Origin of the sequence: Escherichia sp. KS167_9B (genome assembly GCF_030295215.1) — a bacterium.
Classification (GTDB): Bacteria; Pseudomonadota; Gammaproteobacteria; order Enterobacterales; family Enterobacteriaceae; genus Escherichia; species Escherichia coli_F.
This window is the reverse complement of record NZ_AP025754.1, coordinates 3,286,712-3,301,751: the sequence shown is the minus strand read 5'-3', so window position 1 is coordinate 3,301,751 and position 15,040 is coordinate 3,286,712. Positions and strand designations below refer to the sequence as shown.

At 53.3% G+C, this 15,040-nt stretch carries 14 protein-coding genes; 5 read left to right on the top strand and 9 right to left on the bottom strand.

Annotated features, from left to right (window positions below; translation table 11 throughout):
- Nucleotides 1-254: 254 nt before the first annotated feature.
- The 3 genes from ascG to hypF all read left to right on the top strand — a co-directional run bounded on the left by ascG (nucleotide 255) and on the right by hypF (nucleotide 4,346).
- On the top strand, nucleotides 255-1,265 hold the full coding sequence (ascG, locus tag QUE34_RS16590) for a DNA-binding transcriptional regulator AscG (RefSeq protein WP_032303657.1): 1,011 nt from the start codon (nucleotides 255-257) through the stop codon (nucleotides 1,263-1,265).
- 148 nt (nucleotides 1,266-1,413) lie between these two features.
- Nucleotides 1,414-1,941: an electron transport protein HydN gene (gene hydN, locus QUE34_RS16585; RefSeq protein ID WP_001078777.1), complete on the top strand. Its 528-nt coding sequence runs from the start codon at nucleotides 1,414-1,416 to the stop codon at nucleotides 1,939-1,941.
- A 152-nt stretch (nucleotides 1,942-2,093) separates the two neighbouring features.
- Nucleotides 2,094-4,346 carry a carbamoyltransferase HypF gene (hypF, locus tag QUE34_RS16580; protein ID WP_103253797.1) on the top strand — a complete coding sequence of 751 codons (2,253 nt, stop codon included), beginning with the start codon at nucleotides 2,094-2,096 and terminating at the stop codon, nucleotides 4,344-4,346.
- A 126-nt stretch (nucleotides 4,347-4,472) separates the two neighbouring features.
- Here the strand turns inward: hypF and norW are convergent, their stop codons facing one another.
- Nucleotides 4,473-5,606 (bottom strand): NADH:flavorubredoxin reductase NorW, encoded by a 1,134-nt coding sequence (norW, locus tag QUE34_RS16575; RefSeq protein WP_032303645.1) that lies wholly within the window; start codon nucleotides 5,604-5,606, stop codon nucleotides 4,473-4,475.
- Nucleotides 5,603-7,042, bottom strand: a complete 1,440-nt coding sequence (gene norV / locus QUE34_RS16570; protein ID WP_000029633.1) for an anaerobic nitric oxide reductase flavorubredoxin — start codon at nucleotides 7,040-7,042, stop codon at nucleotides 5,603-5,605. Before norV ends, norW begins: the two co-directional genes overlap by 4 nt.
- A gap of 186 nt (nucleotides 7,043-7,228) precedes the next feature.
- Between norV and norR the strand changes: the two genes are divergently transcribed.
- On the top strand, nucleotides 7,229-8,743 hold the full coding sequence (norR, locus tag QUE34_RS16565) for a nitric oxide reductase transcriptional regulator NorR (protein WP_032303644.1): 1,515 nt from the start codon (nucleotides 7,229-7,231) through the stop codon (nucleotides 8,741-8,743).
- Here the strand turns inward: norR and gutQ are convergent.
- The 7 genes from gutQ to srlA all read right to left on the bottom strand — a co-directional run bounded on the left by gutQ (nucleotide 8,740) and on the right by srlA (nucleotide 13,687).
- Complete coding sequence (gene gutQ, locus QUE34_RS16560) at nucleotides 8,740-9,705, bottom strand: arabinose-5-phosphate isomerase GutQ (protein ID WP_032303643.1); 966 nt, start codon at nucleotides 9,703-9,705, stop codon at nucleotides 8,740-8,742. The two genes, norR and gutQ, sit on opposite strands and share 4 nt — an antisense overlap.
- Nucleotides 9,698-10,471, bottom strand: coding sequence for a glucitol operon DNA-binding transcriptional repressor SrlR (gene srlR / locus QUE34_RS16555; RefSeq protein WP_000804546.1), 774 nt, complete (start codon nucleotides 10,469-10,471; stop codon nucleotides 9,698-9,700). Before srlR ends, gutQ begins: the two co-directional genes overlap by 8 nt.
- A gap of 66 nt (nucleotides 10,472-10,537) precedes the next feature.
- Complete coding sequence (gene gutM, locus QUE34_RS16550; protein WP_032303642.1) at nucleotides 10,538-10,897, bottom strand: transcriptional regulator GutM; 360 nt, start codon at nucleotides 10,895-10,897, stop codon at nucleotides 10,538-10,540.
- 105 nt (nucleotides 10,898-11,002) lie between these two features.
- The gene (gene srlD / locus QUE34_RS16545) at nucleotides 11,003-11,782 is read right to left on the bottom strand and encodes a sorbitol-6-phosphate dehydrogenase (RefSeq protein WP_001077351.1); all 780 of its coding nucleotides are present in this window, start codon (nucleotides 11,780-11,782) and stop codon (nucleotides 11,003-11,005) included.
- 3 nt (nucleotides 11,783-11,785) lie between these two features.
- Entirely contained in the window at nucleotides 11,786-12,157 is a 372-nt protein-coding gene (gene srlB / locus QUE34_RS16540; protein ID WP_000216201.1) for a PTS glucitol/sorbitol transporter subunit IIA, read from the bottom strand.
- Nucleotides 12,158-12,167: 10 nt separating this feature from the next.
- Nucleotides 12,168-13,127, bottom strand: a complete 960-nt coding sequence (srlE, locus tag QUE34_RS16535) for a PTS glucitol/sorbitol transporter subunit IIB (protein WP_000196934.1) — start codon at nucleotides 13,125-13,127, stop codon at nucleotides 12,168-12,170.
- The gene (srlA, locus tag QUE34_RS16530) at nucleotides 13,124-13,687 is read right to left on the bottom strand and encodes a PTS glucitol/sorbitol transporter subunit IIC (protein WP_000573321.1); all 564 of its coding nucleotides are present in this window, start codon (nucleotides 13,685-13,687) and stop codon (nucleotides 13,124-13,126) included. The genes srlE and srlA overlap by 4 nt, the downstream gene beginning before the upstream one ends.
- Nucleotides 13,688-13,942: 255 nt before the next feature.
- On the opposite strand from srlA, the gene mltB reads away from it, so the two are divergent.
- Nucleotides 13,943-15,028 (top strand): lytic murein transglycosylase B, encoded by a 1,086-nt coding sequence (gene mltB / locus QUE34_RS16525; RefSeq protein ID WP_032303641.1) that lies wholly within the window; start codon nucleotides 13,943-13,945, stop codon nucleotides 15,026-15,028.
- Nucleotides 15,029-15,040 lie beyond the last annotated feature (12 nt).

Sequence of the window (15,040 nt, the reverse complement as noted above, 5' to 3'; positions counted from 1 at the left end):
TTTATCCTGTTATCAGTAGGGTAGAGGTAGTTGTTATCAGTCGACGTGACGGGAAATTGCCGATGCTGAAACGGAATTAAGAAACCGGTTTCACAAAATCATGAATAGTTGATACTGATTAAGCAAGAGAGTTAATTGCTCATTTTTTATATTTGTGAAACCGGTCACCTGAATATTTTTCCCGCTGCTTGCACAAGGACAATCAGCCAACGGTGCAGTACACTGCGTTGATTGCGTGTAAAGGGATGAAAATGATGACGACAATGCTGGAAGTGGCGAAGCGCGCCGGGGTTTCAAAAGCGACCGTTTCCCGCGTGCTTTCAGGTAATGGCTACGTCAGCCAGGAAACTAAAGATCGCGTGTTTCAGGCGGTGGAAGAGAGCGGCTACCGCCCAAATTTGCTGGCGCGCAATCTGTCAGCGAAGAGTACCCAGACGCTGGGGCTGGTAGTGACCAACACGCTTTACCACGGCATTTATTTTAGTGAATTACTGTTTCATACCGCGAGAATGGCGGAAGAGAAAGGGCGTCAGCTGCTATTGGCAGATGGCAAACATAGCGCCGAAGAAGAACGCCAGGCGATTCAGTATCTACTGGATCTGCGCTGCGACGCCATTATGATTTACCCGCGCTTTTTAAGCGTGGATGAGATTGATGACATCATTGATGCACACAATCAGCCGATAATGGTGCTCAATCGCCGCCTGCGCAAAAACAGTAGCCATAGCGTCTGGTGCGATCATAAACAGACCAGCTTTAACGCCGTGGCAGAGTTGATAAACGCCGGACATCAGGAGATTGCTTTCCTTACCGGTTCGATGGATTCCCCCACCAGCATTGAACGCCTTGCCGGATATAAAGACGCGCTGGCGCAGCATGGTATTGCACTCAATGAAAAACTTATCGCTAACGGTAAATGGACGCCTGCCAGCGGGGCCGAAGGGGTAGAAACGTTGCTCGAACGTGGTGCTAAATTTAGCGCGTTAGTTGCCAGTAACGACGATATGGCGATAGGTGCGATGAAAGCGTTGCATGACCGTGGTGTAGCGGTGCCGGGGCAAGTATCGGTTATTGGATTTGATGATATCGCAATTGCCCCCTACACCGTTCCGGCGCTCTCCAGCGTAAAAATTCCTGTGACTGAGATGATTCAGGAAATAATTGGGCGGCTGATATTTATGCTCGATGGTGGTGCTTACACACCGCCGAAAACCTTCAGCGGAAAACTGATCCGCCGCGACTCCCTCATTGATCTTTCGCGATAAGCATTGTCATCACATGTCATCGTCACTAGTGTCGATGACATCGTTTTTTCTGCATTGCAGAATTTAATTTCTTTAAATAACAATCAATTAAAAGTTGGCATGATTTGTGAATGTATCGGCGCATTAACTGTCATTGCTGGAGAATTTGATGAACCGTTTCATCATTGCTGACGCGAGTAAATGTATTGGTTGTCGTACCTGTGAAGTGGCGTGCGTGGTTTCTCATCAGGAGAATCAGGACTGTGCATCGCTGACCCCGGAAACTTTTTTACCGCGAATCCATGTCATTAAAGGTGTGAACATTTCCACGGCGACAGTTTGCCGTCAGTGTGAAGATGCACCGTGCGCTAACGTCTGCCCGAATGGTGCTATCAGCCGTGATAAAGGGTTTGTTCATGTCATGCAGGAACGTTGCATTGGTTGCAAAACCTGCGTTGTGGCTTGCCCGTATGGTGCGATGGAAGTGGTAGTGCGTCCGGTGATTCGCAACAGCGGCGCAGGGCTTAACGTACGCGCTGACAAAGCCGAAGCTAATAAATGCGACCTCTGTAACCATCGTGAAGACGGCCCGGCCTGTATGGCTGCTTGCCCGACCCATGCGCTGATTTGTGTCGATCGTAATAAACTTGAACAACTGAGCGCAGAAAAACGCCGCCGCACGGCGCTAATGTTCTAAAAATCTTACAGAACTGTTCTGGCATCAAAGGAATTCCCGGAAATATTCGTAGAATACGGAGCGGGCGGTATCGCCAACCTGTGACTACCGGATGCGACGCGGTCGTGTCCGGCTGGGCGGGTTACGCAATTCATGATGGCGGGAATAACTCAATGGCAAAAAACACATCTTGCGGTGTCCAACTGCGTATTCGTGGCAAAGTGCAGGGCGTCGGTTTTCGTCCCTTTGTCTGGCAACTGGCACAGCAATTAAATCTTCACGGCGATGTCTGTAATGACGGCGATGGCGTAGAAGTCCGGCTGCTGGAAGACCCGAAAACGTTTCTTGTTCAATTGCATCAGCACTGCCCGCCGCTGGCGCGTATTGATAGCGTCGAATGTGAGCCGTTTATCTGGATGCAGCCGCCCACTGAGTTCACCATCCGCCAGAGCGCGGGCGGCGTCATGAATACGCAAATTGTTCCCGATGCCGCAACTTGCCCTGCCTGTCTTGCCGAAATGAATACCCCAGGCGAACGGCGTTATCGTTATCCGTTTATCAACTGTACCCATTGCGGCCCGCGTTTCACCATTATTCGCGCGATGCCTTACGACCGTCCATTTACCGTGATGGCGGCGTTTCCGCTATGTCCGGCCTGCGATAAAGAATATCGCGACCCGCTCGATCGTCGCTTCCACGCCCAGCCGGTGGCCTGCCCGGAGTGTGGCCCACATCTTGAATGGCTAAGTCATGGTGAACATGCGAAACAAGATGCGGCATTACAGGCGGCTATCGCTCAGTTAAAAATGGGCAACATTGTCGCTATCAAAGGGATTGGCGGATTTCATCTCGCCTGCGATGCGCGTAACAGTAACGCGGTGGCGACACTACGGGCGCGCAAACATCGCCCGGCGAAACCGCTGGCGGTTATGTTGCCAACGGCAGAAGGTTTACCCGACGCTGCCCGTCAGTTGCTCACCACGCCTGCCGCGCCGATTGTTCTGGTGGATAAAATATATGTTCCGGAACTTTGTGACGATATCGCCCCTGGCCTTAACGAAGTCGGGGTGATGTTGCCTGCGAATCCGCTCCAGCATTTGCTGTTACAGGAACTGCAATGCCCGCTGGTGATGACCTCCGGCAACCTGAGCGGTAAACCACCGGCTATCAGCAACGAACAGGCGCTGGAGGATTTGCAGGACATTGCCGACGGATTCTTGATTCATAACCGCGACATCGTGCAGCGGATGGATGATTCAGTGGTGCGCGAAAGTGGCGAAATGTTGCGCCGCTCGCGGGGGTATGTACCGGATGCGCTGGCTTTGCCTCCGGGCTTTAAAAATATTCCTCCTGTGCTGTGTCTCGGTGCGGATCTGAAAAATACCTTCTGTCTGGTGCGTGGTGAACAGGCGGTGTTGAGTCAACATTTGGGCGATTTAAGTGACGATGGCATTCAGATGCAGTGGCGCGAAGCGTTGCGCCTGATGCAAAACATCTACGATTTTACTCCACAGTTTGTGGTGCATGATGCGCATCCGGGCTATGTCTCCAGCCAGTGGGCGCGTGAGATGAATCTGCCGACGCAAACGGTGCTGCATCACCATGCCCACGCGGCGGCGTGTCTGGCAGAACATCACTGGCCGCTGGATGGCAGTGATGTCATTGCTTTGACGCTCGACGGTATTGGTATGGGCGAAAACGGCGCTTTATGGGGCGGCGAGTGCTTGCGGGTGAACTATCGCGAATGCCAGCACCTGGGCGGCTTGCCTGCGGTGGCGCTTCCGGGGGGCGATCTTGCGGCAAAGCAGCCGTGGCGAAACCTGCTGGCGCAGTGCCTGCGCTTTGTGCCGGAGTGGCAGAATTACCCTGAAACGGTAAGTGTGCAACAGCAAAACTGGAGCGTGCTGGCGCGGGCCATTGAGCGTGGAATTAACGCGCCGCTGGCGTCATCGTGTGGGCGTTTGTTCGATGCTGTGGCGGCGGCACTGGGCTGTGCGCCAGCCACGTTAAGTTATGAAGGTGAAGCGGCTTGTGCCCTCGAGGCGCTGGCGGCTTCGTGCCAGGGAGTGACGCATCCGGTGACGATGCCGCTGGTGGACAATCAACTGGATCTCGCCACTTTCTGGCAGCAGTGGCTGAACTGGCAGGCACCGGTTAATCAACGCGCGTGGGCATTTCATGATGCGCTGGCGCAGGGTTTTGCCGCGTTGATGCGTGAGCAGGCCACGATGCGTGGTATCACTACGCTGGTATTTAGCGGCGGGGTTATTCATAACCGTTTGCTGCGTGCACGTCTGGCGCATTATCTTGCTGACTTTACGTTGCTCTTCCCGCAGAGTTTACCTGCGGGGGATGGCGGGTTGTCTCTGGGGCAGGGGGTTATTGCTGCGGCCCGTTGGGTGGCGGGTGAAGCCCAGAACGGATAAACGTGTTGCATTTGGGCGCAGTGCCGGATGCGGCGTGAACGCCTTATCCGGCCTACACATGCGCTTCCCGTAGGTCGGATAAGACGCGCCAGCGTCGCATCCGACATTTTGGGCACACTAGCCCGCCTACATCGGCAAGGTTTTCAACAATCCAAACGCCTCTTTCATCCGATCCTCACTGACTACAAAGGCGCGAAGCTGGTCGGCATCGTCAACGCCGCGCGCCACCATTCCCTGGCTTTCGGTACAAATCTGCCAGCGCAAATCCCGACGCTGGGTTTCGCCTGCCAGATGCAGCGGTAATTCCGGCGTTTTGATTTTCACCAGCATCGCCGGGAGTTTCAGCGGCGTGTTATTGCCGAGAAGATTTTTTGCCAGCACCATCGCGCTAAGTTGAATCGGCTGGAGGAACGGCAATACCTGACCGTTAATTTCCGCGCAATCGCCCAGCGCATAAATATCGGCATTACTGGTTTGCAGATAACTATCGACGCAAACGCCGCGATTAATCGTCAGCCCTGCACGTCGTGCCAGGGCGGTTTCCGGGCGCAGTCCGGTGGCGGCAATTACCGCATCCACTTCGATGCTGCGCTGGCGGTCCAGCGTTGCCAGAATGCCAGAATCCGTTTTTTCCAGCCCCTGCAACTGAGATTTCAACAGCAGATGAACGCCCATCTCCGTCAACCGATGCTGTAAGCGACTGCTTACTTCCGGTGGCATTAACGACGCCAGAATACTGGCAGCGTTGTCGATTAGCGTGACCGCTTTGCCTGCCCGACAAAAATCCATCGCCAGTTCGCTACCAATCAAACCACCGCCTACAATCAACACCCGTCGGGCATCCCTCAGTTGTGTTTCACAGGCGCGATACTCTTGCTGACTATTTAACGTCAGCATTAACTCACGCCCAGGCACCGGCGGGACAAAGGCGTTGGCACCGGTTGCCAGCACTAGCTTGTCGTATTGCCACTGATTATTCTGGCTTTTCACCACATGGGCTTCGGCATCGATATCCGTCACCCAGGTGTGCGGAAACAGGCGCAGATTAAACTGCTCGGCAAATTCACCCGCCGTCTGGCGGGTAAGGTCGTCGGCACGTTGCCCCTGACTGATCACATGGCTAAGATCAGGTTTGTTGTACTCATCCATGCTGTCGGCGGCAATCAGGGTCAATGGAATACCGGTATCCTGTTTACGAATATTTTTCACCAGTTGGCGGGCGGCGAAGCCTGAACCAATGATCACAATGCCGTTGCTCATTTTGCCTCCGATGCCAGTTCGTCAAAGACGTCTTTGCCGAGAGAGCATTCCGGGCACAGGAAGTTATCCGGGACTTCACTCCACGGCGTTCCTGGCGCAACGTCCTGCATTGGCTCGCCTTTTGCCGGATCGTAAATCCACTGGCAGACACTGCACTGCATCCGTGGGCCGAGGTCAGCCGTCGTGGTGGCACAGGTTTCTTCTTTAACCACCGTATTCACCGTGCTCTGTGGCAGCGGCGAAAGCGCCCACTGACGGGCAATTTCACGACCGTGTTCACGGCATAACTCCAGCGCGTCCTGGTCCGGTCGCCATTTGGCTTTCAGGCTAAGCGACATTTCGAAACCTGCATCCTGCAGGCGTGTGGAAAGACGATCCACCGCACCGCCGCTCCAGCCGTGAGAGCCGAAAGCACTGGCGCGTTTGTTACGGAAGCGTAATCCGGTCATCTCCTCCACCAGCCCGGCGATTTTCGGCATCATCACGTTATTCATCGTCGACGTGCCGACCAGCACGCCTTTTGAGCGGAAGACATTGGTCAGGATTTCGTTTTTATCGCTTCGGGCAACGTTGAAAATTTTCACCGCCACGCGTGGGTCGGTTTCCGCAATACCCTGGGCGATAGCATCGGCCATCATGCGGGTATTATTCGACATGGTGTCGTAGAAAATGGTGATTCTGTCTTCCTGATAATCCGCCGCCCATTTCAGGTACAGCTCGACAATTTGCGTCGGGTTATCGCGCCATACCACGCCGTGAGAGGTCGCTATCATATCGACCGGCAAGTTAAAGCCCAGGATCTCGGTGATTTTCGGCGTTACCAGGCGGCTGAACGGTGTCAGGATATTGGCGTAGTAACGCTGACACTGCTCGAAAAGCTCGGTCTGATCCACTTCATCGTTGAAGAGATGCTCGTCGCAGTAGTGCTGACCGAAAGCATCGTTACTGAACAGCACCGCGTCGCCCGTCAGGTAAGTCATCATGCTGTCCGGCCAGTGCAGCATTGGCGTTTCGACAAAAATGAGTTGTTTGCCGTTGCCGATATCCAGCGTGTCGCCGGTTTTCACCACGTTGAAATTCCACTCCGGATGATGGTGATGACCATTTATTGAGTCGATAGCGTTGGCAGTACAATAGATCGGCGTATCGGGAATTTGCGCCATCAGTTCGGTCAGCGCCCCGGCGTGGTCCTCTTCAGCATGGTTAATCACGATGTAATCGATATCCGCCAGATCGATTTCATTACGCAGGTTCTGCACAAATTCGCGGCTGAATTTATGGTCGACGGTGTCGATCAGTACGTTTTTTTCTTCGCGGATGAGGTAGCTGTTGTAACTGCTGCCGCGCAGCGTTTTATATTCTGTACCGTGAAAATCACGCACTTCCCAGTCACGTTGACCAACCCAATGAATGTTATTTTTCACCACAATAGACATAGCAACCTCAATTTATTCAGCGTGTTCTAAAAAGATGTCTTGCTAATTGCAGATTGCGTGCCAGTTTTTTATCTAATTGTTTTTAATCTATAAATTAATTTATGCTCATTAATGAGTAGTCAAAATGACTATCAATAAAATGGTCGATATGACAATATCTATAGTCAAATTGACAGTGAGGCAAAGATGAGTTTTTCCGTTGATGTGCTGGCGAATATCGCCATCGAATTGCAGCGTGGGATTGGTCATCAGGATCGTTTTCAGCGCCTGATCACCACGCTGCGTCAGGTGCTGGAGTGCGATGCGTCTGCGTTGCTACGTTACGACTCGCGGCAGTTTATTCCGCTTGCCATCGACGGGCTGGCGAAGGATGTACTCGGTAGACGCTTTGCGCTGGAAGGTCATCCACGGCTGGAAGCGATTGCCCGCGCCGGGGACGTGGTGCGTTTTCCCGCAGACAGCGAATTGCCCGATCCCTATGACGGTTTGATTCCCGGGCAGGAGAGTCTGAAGGTTCACGCCTGCGTTGGTCTGCCGTTATTTGCCGGACAAAACCTGATCGGTGCATTGACACTCGACGGGATGCAGCCCGATCAGTTCGATGTTTTCAGCGACGAAGAGTTACGGCTGATTGCCGCGCTGGCGGCGGGAGCGTTAAGCAATGCGTTGCTGATTGAACAGCTGGAAAGTCAGAATATGCTGCCGGGCGATGCCGCGCCGTTTGAAGCGCTGAAAGAGACGCAGATGATCGGCCTGTCGCCAGGCATGACGCAATTGAAAAAAGAGATTGAGATTGTGGCGGCGTCCGATCTCAACGTCCTAATCAGTGGTGAGACGGGAACGGGTAAGGAGCTGGTGGCGAAAGCGATTCATGAAGCCTCGCCACGGGCGGTGAATCCGTTAGTCTATCTCAACTGTGCCGCACTGCCGGAAAGTGTGGCGGAAAGTGAGTTGTTTGGGCACGTGAAAGGGGCGTTTACTGGCGCTATCAGTAACCGCAGTGGGAAGTTTGAAATGGCGGATAACGGCACGCTGTTTCTGGATGAGATCGGCGAGTTGTCGTTGGCATTGCAGGCCAAGCTGCTGCGGGTGTTGCAGTATGGCGATATTCAGCGCGTTGGCGATGACCGCAGTTTGCGGGTCGATGTGCGCGTGCTGGCGGCGACTAACCGCGACTTGCGCGAAGAGGTGCTGGCAGGGCGATTTCGTGCTGACTTGTTTCATCGCCTGAGTGTGTTTCCGCTTTCGGTGCCGCCGCTGCGTGAGCGGGGTGATGACGTCATTCTGCTGGCGGGGTATTACTGCGAACAGTGCCGCCTGCGGTTGGGGCTTTCCCGCGTGGTGTTAAGTTCCGGGGCGCGGAATTTATTGCAACATTATAGTTTCCCGGGGAACGTGCGCGAACTGGAACATGCTATTCATCGGGCGGTGGTGCTGGCGAGAGCGACCCGCAGCGGCGATGAAGTGATTCTCGAGGCGCAACATTTTGCTTTTCCTGAGGTGACGTTGCCGCCGCCAGAAGCGGCGGCGGTGCCTATTGTTAAGCAAAACCTGCGTGAAGCGACAGAAGCGTTCCAGCGTGAAACTATTCGCCAGGCGCTGGCACAAAATCATCACAACTGGGCTGCCAGCGCACGGATGCTGGAAACCGACGTCGCCAACCTGCATCGGCTGGCGAAACGTCTGGGGCTGAAGGATTAAATAATCCCGGCCTGATAGAAATCCTGCAGGTTAATTGCGCCGGTAAGTTTGCCATTTTCATCCACCACTGGTGCGGCGGTGATTTTGCGCTTCATCAGAACTTCTTTGGCGTCGATGGCGCGACTTTGCGATAGCAACGTCGTGCCGCCTGCCGTCATCGCTTCATTAACTGGCGTGGTGAGTGCACCGCCGCCAACCAGCCAGCGACGTAAATCCCCGTCGGTAAAGACGCCTTTCACCAGCCGTTGATCGTCGCACACGGCTACCAGTCCCAGACCGGTGCGACTAAGTTCCAGCATCGCATCCATCACGCTGGCGGTTAACGCCACCTGCGGGATGGTGTCATCACGGCGCATCAGATGATGCACTTTGTTCAGCAAGCGAGCGCCCAGAGCCCCAGCTGGGTGGGAGCGGGCAAAATCTTCTTCATTAAATCCGCGCGCCTGCATGACCGCCATCGCCAGCGCGTCGCCCATCATCAGGGTATTGACGGTGCTGGAGGTCGGCGCAAGGTGCATCGGGCAGGCTTCGCGTTCTACAGAGATATCCAGCACCGCTTTCGCCGCCAGGCCCAGCGGTGATGTCGGTTTACCGGTCATCGCCAGCAGCGCGATAGATTTGTCTTCCAGACGCGGAATAATCAGATCCAGTTCCTTTGCGCCACCGGAGTAAGAGATAAACAGCATCACATCGCGGCTTTCAATCATCCCCAGATCGCCGTGCAGTGCTTCTGCCGGATGGACAAAAAAAGCAGGCGTGCCGGTACTGGCAAGCGTTGCGGCGATTTTCTTACCAATGTGGCCCGATTTGCCAATTCCCGAAACCACCACTTTGCCTTCGCAGTGCAGGATGATATTGGCGGCGCGAACAAAATCATCGCCCAGACGTTCTGGTAAACGGCTTGCTTCCTGCAACTCCAGCATTAACGTCTGACGCCCCGCGTTCAGTAGTGCTTCACTCATTGCTCTCTCCGGTTATGATCACATCGATCCCTTTCTCTTCCAGCGCCTGACGAAACGCCGGATCGATACCTGCGTCGGTAATCAGCTTATCGACGCTTTCAAGACTACAAACCACGTTGGGGCTTTTACGGCCAAACTTCGATGAGTCAGCCATCAAAATCACTTCGCGCGCGGCATTACACATCGCTTTACTGACGGTATAGACCTCGTTGAAGGTGGTTACGCCTGCATTGAGATCGATGCCATCGGTGCCCATAAACAATTTATCGAAGCTGAAATGTTCGAAGGCGTTCTCTGCCAGCTGCCCGTGAAATGAGGCCGATTTTTTACGAAATGTGCCGCCTGGCATCAGGATAGTTTGTTCGTTATCCAGTTCGGATAGCGCATTGACGATGTGCAGGCTGTTGGTCATCACCGTGATGTTATTAAAGCGCGAGAGCAGGGGCACCATCTGTAATACAGTACTTCCAGCATCAAGAATGATTGAATCGCCATCATGAATAAAACTGACGGCAGCTTCTGCAATCAGCTCTTTCTTGTGGGTGTTGATGAGTGTTTTATGATCGATAGGCGGATCGGATTCCTCTTTATTCAACACCACTCCGCCATAAGTACGAATGACGGTTCCTGCATGTTCCAGAATGACCAGATCTTTGCGAATGGTTGTGCCTGTGGTGTCAAAGTATTGCGCCAATTCTTCAACCGAGCATTTCCCCTGCTTTTGCAGGTACTCCAGAATGGCGGCCTGACGCTGACGAGGTTTCATGGGCGTGATTACCTGATTTAGGTTTCAAAATGATAACTTCGCAAGCTAGTAACATTCACAACGAAATTATCCACGTTTCAGTTTAAGCGCCAATGATAGAGCATTCTGTGATAGTGGATCATGGGGAAAGATCACATCGGGCTGTAAATCAGCAGAATGCATGCCCGTAATTGCGGGAATTTTTTGCGGTCGGGCGAAGACAGTCAGTCCTTTCATAAACAAGGTGTCGACGATGCGCTGCTGATCGTCCAGGGCGATGGCGACCACGACCCGCGGTTTAAAGCGCCCGCTGGAACGGCCCACGCCAACCCGCCCTTGCTGGCAAAGTGCGTCGAAGGCGCGGTTAAAACGAGAAATTTGCCAGCCGCCTAAGGCCAGTTGCGCACACCAGGCGATAACGGCGACGGTGATGAGTGTGGATACCATAACTTTTCCTTAATGTAGCGGCGGAAGTCCTGTAGGCCTGATCAACGTAGCGCATCAGGCATTCTATTAGTCTCGCGGAGATCCTTAACGGATCTCCGCTGTTGATCAGAACATCACCTGACCGCCGGTGACATTGATCGACTGACCAGTGCAGTACGATGCCTTTGGACTGGCGTAGAACAGCAGCATATTCAGCACATCCTGATAATCGCAGCCGCGTTTGAGCGGTACTTTATCGATGTAATACTGCTCGACTTGATCCGGTTTGATACCCAGCTTGGTCGCATATTGTGGCAATAGCGACTGAAACATCGGCGATTTCAGCAGATTACCGAGCATCAGTGAATGCACCGTAATGCCGTACTCCGCCAGATCCAGCGCCAGTGATTGAGTCAGCCCGACGCCACCAAATTTCGCGGCGCTATAACCAGAGTTGTGTTTGCTGCCCACTTTGCCGGATTTCGAGTTGATCTGAATAATGCGCCCCTGAATCCCGTCGCGGATCATCAAACGCGAAAATTCACGCGCACACAGGAAATAACCCACCAGATTCACCTGTAGCGAACGGTCAAAATCACCGAGCTGGAAGTCGCTGATAAAGGCTGCTTTTGCAATTCCGGCGCTGTAGACCAGCAAATCCACGCGACCAAAGATTTCATCTACCCCACGAGAGAGCGCCAGAACGCTTTGCTCGCTGGTGGCGTCAGCACCAAAACCATACGCTGTTCCTTCACCATATTCGGCGTTAATTTCTTGTGCCACATTTGCGGCTTTGTCGCTCTGAATATCGACAACCGCGACGCGATACCCCTCGGCAGCCAGACCGTGGCACAGGAACGCGCCTAAGGTTTGCCCACCACCGATGACAACGGCAACCTGATTCATTTTTTACTCCTTAACAGATTCAAACTTCAAAACCGATCCCGGCGCGATATCGTCGGGTACAGGGCCTGCCACATGGACAGTGCCCGGGAATTCCGCTTCGTTTAAACCATCGAAGCGCAGGGTGACATGACCCAGTTCGCGAAGGTTGTCTTCCGCCACGCTGCCAACGGCGGTCACCGGATAGCGATGCTGCCCGAGTGAAAATTGCAAACCGGGATGGAGTGCACCTTTCAACTCGCCGTGGCAATGAATGAAGCAATACTCTTCGAGATCCGCAGGCGCGCCTTCACGAAAGGTGATGAGCATCTGGTCGCTGAGGGCGTCAGTGGCACTCGCGCCGATACGGGTGATGGTGGTCTGATAAATAACGGTCATGTTTCAGCCTCTATTGATAGATAAAACCGGAGACAAACCAGGCGATCAGTACAGTCGGCGCGCCGGTTAAAAAGCGGCTCACCAGTACAGAAGGGACACCGACGCGAACCGTGTCCTGACGGGCTTCCGCCAGCGACAAACCGACCGGGATGAAGTCGCAGGCCGCCTGCGCGTTGATGGCAAACAGTGCAGGTAAAGCCAGATGCGGCGGAATATTGCCGAGACCAATCTGCACGCCAATCAATACGCCGATAACCTGTGCGATAACTGCGCCTGGGCCGAGGAAAGGTGAAAGCAGCGGGAAGGAGCAGATGAGCGCCAGCATGACCAGACCCAGTGGATGGCTCGCCAGCGGAGCAAGACCGTGGGCAATCCAGTCACCAAGGCCAGAAGCCATAATGATGCCAATGAGCGCCGAGACGAACGCCATAAACGGCAGAATGGTTTTTAATACAGTGTCGATGGTGTCACGGCCAGATTGAAACAGCACGGCAACGGCAGAACCCATACCCATTCCCACCTTCGCCAGTAAACCATCGCTTTGTTCGGTGATTTTCTTGCTGGTGTCATAGTCACGGCCCACGGAAGAGGGTTGTGGTGTCGCATCACCCACTACAGTGATGTTTTCTTCTTTCACGCCAGAGACATAAATATCTTCCACAATGTACTGCGCCAGTGGACCGGACTTGCCCGTCGAGTGGATATTAATGGTGGGAATACGCCGTTTCGGATAGATGCCGCAGCGTAATGTGCCGCCACAGTCGATTACCGCGACACCAATTTCTGCCTCCGCAGGTTCACCTTCTTTAAATCCGTCGATAGCCTGCCAGCCAGTAAGCTGTGCCAGTTTGTCGACAATTGCAGGACGTGTACCGGCGGTGATATAGACGATTTTTTTGCCCGGTGTGGCTTCCAGCTCAAGCGGGCCGCCCCAGCCACCCGTTCCTTTTTCGATCCGAATACGTGTCATGATGTTGCTCCTGCCAGGTGAACTTTTTGTTCAAGTTGAATGCCCATCTTTTTCTCAAAAATAGCGGTGGTCAGATCGGTTACCCAGCCGCGGAAGAAGTTGGTCACCAGACCAACCAGCAGATAGCTCACCGCCAGTGGGCCAAGTGGCAGATTTAGCGTTGTCAGACCACTGGCAATGCCAAGATAAACAAACAGTTCGCCAGGGTTGATATGGGGGAAGAGGCCATTCATTGAGTGGCAGCTATAAGAGGCCGCCGCATAATAGCTGGGTTTGTACTTTTCCGGCATAAAACGACCCAGGCTTAAGGTCATTGGATTACAAAAGACAAACGTGCCAATGCACGGAAGCAGTAGGTAACGGGAAACAGGGTTACCGGCGCAACGTTGAGCAAAGCGTTCAATACGATGCTGACCGATAAAATTAATCAGTGCGTTCATGATAACCAGCAGGCTAATCAACAGCGGAAGAATGCCGGTCACCATACCGGTAAATACCTCTCCGCCCTTTTGGAACAGCCCGATAAACCACTCTGCACCATGAGTAATGGTTTCTATCATTGTTCTCTCCTTCAGGATTTATTGTTTTATTACCAAACGGCAACCTAATCTAATCAGATTGAAAGATTTAAAAGTGTTATTTTGATCGCAAAATGAAAGATAAATATTTTAATTTGAAAGTTTGTATAAAAGGATAGTGAGGCGGATGAGTTGAGTTATGTAAAGTCCGTATCGGGCAGTGACTACCGCTTCCTTGTGCGGGGCGTGATGCTTTACCATACTTGCCCCTGGTTGAATCTGTTAAATGGACCCCTCATGTTCAAGCGTCGTTATGTAACATTGCTTCCCCTTTTTGTGTTGCTTGCCGCCTGTAGCAGCAAGCCAAAATCTACTGAGACTGAAACGACCACCGGAACGCCGTCTGGCGGCTTCCTGCTTGAGCCGCAGCACAATGTGATGCAGATGGGCGGCGATTTCGCTAACAACCCGAATGCCCAGCAGTTCATCGACAAAATGGTGAACAAACACGGTTTCAATCGTCAGCAGTTGCAGGAAATTCTCTCCCAGGCGAAACGTCTGGATTCGGTATTGCGGCTGATGGATAACCAGGCACCAACCACATCGGTGAAGCCGCCATCAGGTCCGAACGGCGCATGGCTGCGTTATCGCAAAAAATTTATTACGCCGGACAACGTGCAAAACGGCGTGGTTTTCTGGAATCAGTATGAAGACGCGTTGAATCGTGCGTGGCAGGTGTATGGTGTACCGCCGGAAATTATCGTCGGGATTATCGGCGTCGAAACTCGCTGGGGACGCGTGATGGGGAAAACTCGTATCCTCGATGCGCTGGCAACGTTGTCATTTAACTACCCACGCCGCGCGGAGTATTTCTCTGGTGAGCTGGAAACCTTCTTGCTGATGGCGCGCGACGAGCAGGACGATCCGCTCAATCTGAAAGGCTCTTTTGCCGGTGCGATGGGCTACGGTCAGTTTATGCCATCGTCTTATAAACAATATGCAGTGGATTTTAGCGGCGACGGGCATATCAACCTGTGGGATCCGGTTGATGCCATCGGTAGTGTGGCGAACTATTTTAAAGCGCACGGCTGGGTGAAAGGTGATCAGGTTGCGGTGATGGCAAACGGTCAGGCTCCAGGCTTACCGAATGGCTTCAAAACCAAGTACAGCATTTCACAACTTGCTGCAGCTGGACTAACGCCACAGCAGCCGCTGGGCAATCATCAGCAGGCCAGCTTACTGCGCCTGGATGTTGGCACCGGTTATCAGTACTGGTACGGTTTGCCGAACTTCTACACTATCACCCGTTACAATCACAGCACCCATTACGCAATGGCCGTCTGGCAGTTAGGACAAGCCGTGGCACTGGCGCGCGTGCAGTAACTATTTGCAAGA

What these genes read in the sequence shown, in the direction of transcription:
- gutM (WP_032303642.1), bottom strand. Translation starts at nt 10,897, where the DNA reads ATGGTATCCACACTCATCACCGTCGCCGTTATCGCCTGGTGTGCGCAA.
- norV (WP_000029633.1), bottom strand. Translation starts at nt 7,042, where the DNA reads ATGTCTATTGTGGTGAAAAATAACATTCATTGGGTTGGTCAACGTGAC.
- gutQ (WP_032303643.1), bottom strand. Translation starts at nt 9,705, where the DNA reads ATGAGTGAAGCACTACTGAACGCGGGGCGTCAGACGTTAATGCTGGAG.
- norR (WP_032303644.1), top strand. Translation starts at nt 7,229, where the DNA reads ATGAGTTTTTCCGTTGATGTGCTGGCGAATATCGCCATCGAATTGCAG.
- ascG (WP_032303657.1), top strand. Translation starts at nt 255, where the DNA reads ATGACGACAATGCTGGAAGTGGCGAAGCGCGCCGGGGTTTCAAAAGCG.
- mltB (WP_032303641.1), top strand. Translation starts at nt 13,943, where the DNA reads ATGTTCAAGCGTCGTTATGTAACATTGCTTCCCCTTTTTGTGTTGCTT.
- srlD (WP_001077351.1), bottom strand. Translation starts at nt 11,782, where the DNA reads ATGAATCAGGTTGCCGTTGTCATCGGTGGTGGGCAAACCTTAGGCGCG.
- hypF (WP_103253797.1), top strand. Translation starts at nt 2,094, where the DNA reads ATGGCAAAAAACACATCTTGCGGTGTCCAACTGCGTATTCGTGGCAAA.
- norW (WP_032303645.1), bottom strand. Translation starts at nt 5,606, where the DNA reads ATGAGCAACGGCATTGTGATCATTGGTTCAGGCTTCGCCGCCCGCCAA.
- srlB (WP_000216201.1), bottom strand. Translation starts at nt 12,157, where the DNA reads ATGACCGTTATTTATCAGACCACCATCACCCGTATCGGCGCGAGTGCC.
- hydN (WP_001078777.1), top strand. Translation starts at nt 1,414, where the DNA reads ATGAACCGTTTCATCATTGCTGACGCGAGTAAATGTATTGGTTGTCGT.
- srlE (WP_000196934.1), bottom strand. Translation starts at nt 13,127, where the DNA reads ATGACACGTATTCGGATCGAAAAAGGAACGGGTGGCTGGGGCGGCCCG.
- srlA (WP_000573321.1), bottom strand. Translation starts at nt 13,687, where the DNA reads ATGATAGAAACCATTACTCATGGTGCAGAGTGGTTTATCGGGCTGTTC.
- srlR (WP_000804546.1), bottom strand. Translation starts at nt 10,471, where the DNA reads ATGAAACCTCGTCAGCGTCAGGCCGCCATTCTGGAGTACCTGCAAAAG.